Raw genomic sequence first — 8,610 nt, 5'->3', positions numbered from 1 at the left:
CCCTGTCAACACAGTCACAGGAAGGCCTGAAGAAGCTGTTGCGACAACCCCTTGACCCCGGTGAAAACACTTCGGGCACACAGGCTTACCTGTCACAGCTGGCGGACTCTTATGATGCTTTCGATGAACTTAAGGCCATTGACGCTACCGGTCAGATTAATGCCGTTATTGACAAGATGAACACGGCCACCCGGCAACGCTTTGCCGGGGATTTCCTGCAATATGCCAGGCAGTCAGCCATCCCGGAAGACCTGGCCGAGGCCATCGCCGGGAAGTTACTGGTGGCAGAGGTCAGCGCACTGGGCTCCCTGCCTGAAAGGATCTCCCCGGAGCTTTATCAGCGGCTCAACGGGCTACTGAACCTGGCCGGAAAAAGAGAATTTTCAGTGACCTTTGTCGGCCTGACGGTTCGGGTACTCACCGACCCCTCAATCACCGCCGATGCCTCCTACCTGATGCCTGCCCAACGCACACTGGTGCTGGGCAATGGCACCGCCAGTCCGCTGACCGCAGCGGCTGCACTGGCTTTGCTGCAGGCAGGGAAAGCACTGAAACCGGAGGACCAGGCAAAATCATTCCTGGCCCTGCAACAGAAGCGGATCAGACTGCCAGAGGGTATGGACAGCTTGTCGCCGGATGTGCTGGCCAGCGAGTTCATGGTTAAACAAGGCAAGCTGACGCTCTCCGGCCTGCTGGAACGTCTGACCAGCTTTATCGGGCTGGCAAACAGGCTGAAACAGGAGGGTTCCTCCGAAGCCCGCCTTCTGGCCAGGGAGATTCGCCAGAACGTTGCCGACAGCGTTGCCGCACTCAGAAGCGATATCGACATGAGCCAGATGGCCGGCCTCGTTGATATCAGCGACCGTGATTTCAACAAGGCCTTGCAGAAACTGGACAAGGCCGGTTTGCCAGAGGGCCAGGCAACCAGGCTGCCTGTCGCAGACTGCGTGCTGTGCGACGGCTCCGGACCAGTCAAGACCGCAATGGCCCTGGTGGACCGGGTCAGTGGGCACCTGGATAACATTGAGGTCAGTGACCGCTTCAACAGGGTCAGGCAGGCTGCCGGAGACAAAGGGTTGCTGGCAGACTCTTTCCTGCTGTTGGAACAGGAGCGCTTTGCGGCAGTTGTCACCGAAGACATTATGGACACCCCGGAATTCCGCAAGAATCTTCTTACTTTCTTAAGACAGACACTGGCGCAAAGGCAGGGGTTGAGTCCGGAGCAAATCATTGATCGGGTGGTCATGTTGCTCAATGGCTCGGGCTACAGTGCCGCGGACACCCGCTATGTCAAGGAACTGTTGCTTGCAAGCCCGGAATTCATGGAGCAGCTCCGGGTCCGAAAAGGCCATACCGGCGAGGATAGCTCTGGGCCCGATAACCCGGATAACATCAAGTCAGGAGGTGGGTCGAAAAGATCGCAAGGGAAATTCATGCGTGTGCTGGATGTGCTGGACCGTAGTACAAAATTTAATACGGGCAGGATGCTTGTCGGCGCAGGGAATGCCGTCGCTGGCCTTGCCTTGGCCACAGTGACACTGGAAAACCTGGAAAAATACGGTGACTCAATGCCTGCTGAAGCCAGGAACCTGGCCTATGCGGGTGCGGGCCTGGGCATCACTAACTCTGCCTACAGCCTTGCCATGAGCGCCAACTGGGCGCTGAGCAAAACTCTTGTCAGGACGAAAAATCCGGCAGGAGCCCTTGGCGCAGCTTTAAAGCTGGGCCCAAAAGCGTCGCTCAGGGTAGCCAGGACTTTACCGATTGTAGGCGGTGTCATTGCGCTCGCCGCTGGCACTGTTTCACTGGCCGCTAATGCCACAAGCGCCGATGCGGCAAGAAAAGCTGGCAGCCATAAACGGGCAGTCATTTTTGGCGCCATAGCGGCCCTCGATGTCATTACCATTGGCCTTGATGTTCTGAGTCTGGCGCTGGACTTCATCTTTCCAAAGCTGGGTATTGTTGTAGACCTGATCAGTATGCTTTTGGGTTTCGTGCAAACGGCCTTGCAGGCCATTATGCCACCCCCTACTGCCAGGGAGGATTTCAACGCTTTACTGGAGAGCCCTGAATTCAATGAACACCTTAATAAGCAGGTGGAACACTTTGAGAAAGAGGGCTACAGGCGGTTTGTGCTCTACGACGATGCCAGTAATTATCTTGACCAGAGCAAGTATGATGAGAACCTCGAGACATTGACGTTCTCCGCTGCGTGGCTTCTTGTGCGTAAGTTCGATAAAGACAAATGGCTTGCCTTACTTGATAAGCAAAATGTAAGGCGAACCGTGAGAGGAACATACCTGTCGGACTATATGCGAGGCGAGAAAGGATACAAGATATTTTATGGTTTGGGTGGCAATGACATCCTGATCTCTGAAAAGGGGGAGCTTTTTGGCGGTTCAGGCAACGACACGCTGATTCTGGAAAAAGGCATCGCCAAAGGGGGCAGTGGCAGTGACATTATCCGGATTAAAGAGTCAGGTACGGCTTACGGGGACAGTGGCAATGACGATATCCGGATTGAAAAGTCAGGTACGGCTTACGGGGACACTGGCGATGACCTTCTCCGGATTGAAAAGTCAGGTGATGCCTACGGGGGCAGTGGCAGGGATATTATCTGGATTGGGCACTCAGGTAATGCTTATGGGGGAACCGACGACGACACCCTTTACCTGTCAAAGGAGGATGGAACGGGCTATGGAGGACCGGGAAACGATGAGATTTATTACGGTAAACGCCAGTATGGCGACTCGGGTAATGACAGGCTCATTGACAAGCTCGGCGCAGTCGAACAGCACGGTGGCAAAGGGGATGACTATCATTCACCGGGGTTAGGCTATGGGCGCCTTTTTGGCGGACCCGGCTATGATACGCTGATTCTGCCCAGCTTCTCGCTTCCTGTTTTCGGCAAAGAAAAAAGCGTTAATTTCACGGCTCACTACAGTATTGGTCGTCATACCCTCAAGTTACATGGCCTATCATCCGGAACCACGGATATCACGACTCGCTACCGTCATGGTTACCCTAAGCCATTACTCTGGATGGACTTGAAAACCGGAAGCTGGCTTAGCCGTTTTTATGATTACCTCCTGTTTCATAAGTTGGGCACCGACCACCCGGATGGCCGGGAAACAGGCAAAAAATCCGTTTTCGATGTGTTTCGTGTCGCCCCTGTCGCCAGGTCGTTGGTGACTAACGAATTGATGAAGCACGTCAAACCTGACGCCAGGCACACAGGCGTCGGACGAATTTCTGATATTTACGGAGAGCAGCTTTACTTTTACCTCGGCAAAGTTGAGTACGGTAGCGCGAAAGAGGAAGTCCACATCTATTTTTCGCTCAAAGGCGTTTTCTGGGTGAACGCCAACCGTTCCCTGTTTTTTTTCAAAAAGGATAGCCTGCTTAAGGCCAGTGAAAGTCATCAGTCCATTAAATTCTTCGCAGCCCTCCTGGACTACCTGAAGACCGGGGGCACTGTTCAGGGTATGGAAAACCTGGTGGGTTCCGAAGACGGCTCAGAAGTGTACGGGTCTGACCAGCGTGATGCCATTTTTCTCAGGGGAGATAAAAATAGCAACAACATAGTGGATGCGCGCCGTGGTGACGATTTCGTCTATGCCAGCAATGGGACAGACGTAATAAAACTGGGGGCGGGCAATGACCGGGCGGTGTTGACCGGTCAAAACGTGGTGGACGGTGGCCCCGGCACAGACACCCTTTCCTACATGATCCGAAAAGAAAAGCTCTGGCTGGATATGACCAACCGGGATCCGTCGTCGGGGGATGTGGTGACCGGTGTCGAGGTCATACAGGACTCTCCCCACGACGACCGGATCAAAGGAAACGACGAGAATACGGTTTTCATGGTCACCAATGGCACCAATATCCTGGATGCCGGAGGGGGTAACGACACAGTCATCACTCACGGCGGAAAGACGTCTGTCTGGCTGAGAAGCGGTTTTAACACGGTGATACTGGGTGAGGGTCACCACAAGGTTTACACGGGCACTCATGCGGATTCAATCAGGCTCAGTGGCAACAACCTTGGTAACCACAAATTTTACGTCCACACACCTCAGGAGCCTTCGACAGGCAAATGGCCAGTGCTGGTCATCCGCTGGGGGCGATTTGGTGCCGGGTGCCGACAGAACAAACAGCTGGCCAGCCTGACTGTCAACCCGGTTAGCGAGAGCATGGATCTGGTTTTCAGCAAACAGAGACCCGTTGAGACCGTCACCGTGGACTTCAACACCCCCGACATCCCGCCTGTCAACGTCAGCCGCGCTAATACCCACTGGTACCGGAGGGATCTGGCCGATACAGGCCGCTGGCAGTTCATAGCCGGGGATGTGATGAAACTGAGCAACACCACCCTCTCAGCTCACTTTGATTCGGGAAGGAGACTTTGCAAGGTCACCAGGAAAGTGGACACCTACACCTTTTCCAGAGCACAGATGCTGGCATTTTTGAATCGCTACCCCGGAAAACCTTTAGGTGAATTCCCCCGGAAACGTTGGCGTGACAAGACTGAGCTGGAGAACCTTGCTAATGAAGGAAAAAACCTCGGTGTCGGCCTGCACCGGATTGGCAGTCAGGAAAGCAATAATATCAGACTGGAGATTGAGTTTCGTTTCAGCGCTTCCACATGCACCCCCCACAGTGGTGTTTTACGCAAGCTGACCCTGAAGCCGGGCAAACAGCAGGTGCTCTTTGAAGGCGTAGCCCCCCTCATGAGGGAGCCGCATGCAATTATCTCTTTAAGACCACGGCACACACTGACTTTAAAACTGGTTAAAACCCATGCAGACGGTCGCAGACAACATCACAGTCGCCATACGGTATCAGAGTTAAAACCGGTGTCAAAAAGATGGGCCGAACTGTTCCCCGGTCAGCCAATGGCACAAGCCCTGACCATGCTTGAGATACGTCATACCTATGACAGGGATGTGACTTTTCTTAAGCTATGCGGGGCTTCGAAGGCATTCAGCAGCTCTGTGATTTTACCGGCTGTTCACCTTGACTTGTCTTCAGCCTCACACTCTGGCATCCCCATCATTGCCGGCGGCCCTGGCAATGACCGGCTAACAGGCAACCCCTCCACGGATAATGTATTGCTTGGCATGGGGGGGCGCGACATTTTGAAGGATATGGGAGGGAATAACCAGTTCATTGTCGGCATGGGCAATACCACCGTTATTGCCGGCGAGAAGGGATACAACCAGCTAATACACGACAAGTTTGCCGTCCTTTACGGTGCCCGGCTCCTGCGGCGAGGCTCCAGAAGTCTCAGTATCAAAGTCGCCTCAACCTATCAACTGGATGGGATGACCGTCAATGTCACGGAGGGGATCGCACAGACCCGATGGCGAAATACTGACGTAACGGGCAGCTGGCGTTATCACCAGACGGTATTCAACGGGATCGACCAGATTGCCGGGACTTCGGGCGATGATACTTTCTTTGGCAGCAATGGTACGGATATTTTCAGCACCGGAGGCGGCCTGGACAAGGTGAGCATGGGGGACGGAGACGACCGGATCATCCTTAACGCCCGCTGGCAAAAGGGTACCTCCCTGGACGGAGGCAGCGGTGCCAATACACTGCTCTTTGATTTGCCCGTTAGTCATCGTGTGGCTGTCGATCTGAGAAAGACTTTAACGGTCAGGAACTTTATCCTTGAGGATACCGGGAAGGGCAACATAAGATTTTCCGGCGACGACAAAGATAATATTTATGTCTCCAGAGGTTCCCTGCGCAGTTTTAATGGCAGAAGGGGAGATGACTCCCTTTTTCTTCTGAAGCTGCCGACGATCAGCCATTTTCACGGTGGTCCGGGCAAAGACACCCTGGACTTCAGCGAGGCAACCGTTGCCCCGCATTTTGTCCGGCTCCATCTGTCGTTAAGAAAAAAAGCAGCGAGCCTTCCCTGTCTTGCAAGCGATTCGCGCTCCTGCCCTCCCGGTAAAAACGTCGAAGGTCATTTATCTTTTTCGCTCAGGTCATCCGAATCCCAGGCCACCTATCAAACATGGCCGACAGTTGTCAGTAATTTTGAGATTATCAAGGGTTCGCAGACCAACGATATTTTCAAAATTCCGGCCCTCGCCGGCCTTACCGTGGATGGCAAAGGCGGCGACGATACTTTTATCATTTCCTCTCCCAACACCAAGGACAATAGTTCAATCACCTCCACCATAGGGGGAACCGGATACAACAGACATTATGGCAGCCGGAAAGCTGACCGGATGGTGGCGAACCTGGGGCCTGACCTTCTTTCCGGCAACCTTGGCCCGGATATCTACGTCATCTACCCGCAGGCCAATGGCACCCGGATCGTCGACCGGGACAACGGAAATACTCTGGTATTGCACGGTGTACAGTCCGAAAAACTTGACTGGCAACTGACCGGAAATTATACCCGCCTGGAAGTGAACGACGACGGACATTTATTTTTCAGCATCCATTTAAGGCACGTTCCCTTTTGTGTGCGCGAAGATGGCAGCTTGGTTACCGGGCACTTTGTCAACAGCCTGGAACGGCATATCTGGCGCCTGACAACGATTGATCCGCTCAACAACGGAATCCAGGTGCTTACCGGCAAAACACTTCGAGACTACTATTACACCAAGCTGACGGCTGACAGGCGTCTGGATAACACGTACCGGCTTCGTAATGTCACAGCACCGGTGCGGGGCGGGCCAGGTGATGACGTGTTCTTCATCTCTGGTACTGTCAAGCCGGGGGTTGGGCTGTTCGGGGATTCGGGAAATGATATTTTCCATCTCAAAAGCAGTGGTGCCAGCTTACACCCCGGCCCCGGTAATAATCTTGTCAGCCTGAAGCTGGAGAATACGGAGGGAAATACAGAGAAAAACGAACCAGTAGAAATAGTCTTTGCTCCCTCTTCGTTTAACCGGGTTCGCCTGAACGGTGTCAACCTCATCGATTTGCAGGCAGCAAGCTGGCGTTCGCTGGCTCCGCACAATGCCACTGACAGCGGTGACCAGGCTCATTGTCCAGCCGGTTTATCACGGCTGATACCCCCTCCGGTCACCGGCGGCAGCTTTATCCTGGCGGCCCGGGTGCGACGTACCTTCACCCCCGACAGTCGAGCACCAGCCGAGGTCAAACTGATGCATTTTGCCGGAACTGACGGCTCCGATGCCATCAGCTTGCACCTGGAGAGACATGGCGGGTTGGAGATCAGGCTAACGGATGGAGCTAGGGTCTTTCATAGCAGGATCAAGCAATTTTTTACCTCTCCACGCCAACACCTGGCCATGACTATAGATGACACTGGGTTTCTAACCGTCTACCGGAATGGCCAGAGTGTTTTCGCGGCGCAGGCCCTCAAGCCACCCAAGATAGTTCGGACGCAGAACTGTTATGCCGCTGACAAACCAAAGCTAACGGTTAACCAAACCAATGAGGTAGCCGTTGATCAACTGGTCATCAACCGGCATCTCCCGTTGCCTGAAGGCATAAAAATGATGGCATCCGGTGCGGATCCCCTGGTGAGGATTGGCAACTGGCGGAACCCTCACCTTGTCTATGCCAACGATTGGCCAGACAGCCTGGAGCTGGATGACGGGACTCTGGATGACAAGACTTTCATTGATAAACGACTGAGGTCTGGTTATTCACTGCTACAGAAAAGCGTCCCCGGACATCAGTATGTCATCGATGAAAAGAGTGCCATTTACCGCTTTACTGGCAGTGACACCATTGACAGTGATCAATGGATTTTGTCAAACGCCACGGGCACGGCTGACCAGCTGGAAGTTGAAACCTACCCCTGCCAGAAACTGCACTATCAAAAAGCGGGTGGCGACCTGATCCTGACTATCTTGACGAATGATAGAACGCTGCAGGACAGCGAAAGTGGCACAAAATCAATCAACTCCACCCAGAGCCTTCGGGTGCTGAATTTTTTCAGTAAGGAAGGCGAAACCATTGAACGCCTGATCGTCAATAACAAGGTGCTCAGCATGAACGAGGTACTTGCGAAAGTGAGCACCACAAAAGATGCAATGGCTGCCGGTGGCAATGGAGACAGCAACGGTGAAGACAAGGAAGCCCCGGGCTTTCTGAACAGGATCATTCACAGTGGACAGCGGCTGATGAATTACCTGAGCAGTCTGGCCGGAAGCGAGAAAGACAACGCTGACACGGTTGAAGCAGAGAATAATCGTCAAGAAGTGGCCAGCCTGAATAACACGGAAATGAACCGGCACTACCAGCGTCTGGTGCAGGAAATTAGTACAGTGTCGTGCAATAGCAGTGTCGAGTGCCCGTCGTTTAAGCCATCAGCAACCCAAAGAGCGATAGAGAACCTGACAACCCCGCTACCTTTGACGACCATGGATCAGGGCTGATTCCGTGAGGAATTTGACGAAGTTCCATACTACACTACCTGTTGCAATTCTTACGTATTTGAAGCCCTCTGATAGCCAGTAAAAAGGCAATTATCGCAATCCCCCAAACCCCTAGCAGCCTGTCGGACTTAAGCGTCCGTAGCGAGGATTGCAAGAAATTGAGGATAAAAATTTCTGCTTCTGAGGAGAATAGCGAGCTATTTGACGAAGAAGCAGGAATTTTTAGACCAATTTA

At 53.3% G+C, this 8,610-nt stretch carries 1 protein-coding gene; it reads left to right on the top strand.

Features of this window, described 5'->3' with window-relative positions; genetic code table 11:
• The first annotated feature begins 38 nt into the window (after positions 1-38).
• Complete coding sequence (locus tag KBW69_RS22890) at positions 39-8,375, top strand: calcium-binding protein (protein WP_257282422.1); 8,337 nt, start codon at positions 39-41, stop codon at positions 8,373-8,375.
• Positions 8,376-8,610: the final 235 nt, after the last annotated feature.

The organism is Endozoicomonas sp. ISHI1, from assembly GCF_024606225.1.
Classification (GTDB): domain Bacteria; phylum Pseudomonadota; class Gammaproteobacteria; order Pseudomonadales; family Endozoicomonadaceae; genus Endozoicomonas_A.
This window is presented reverse-complemented; position numbering and strand designations above follow the sequence as displayed.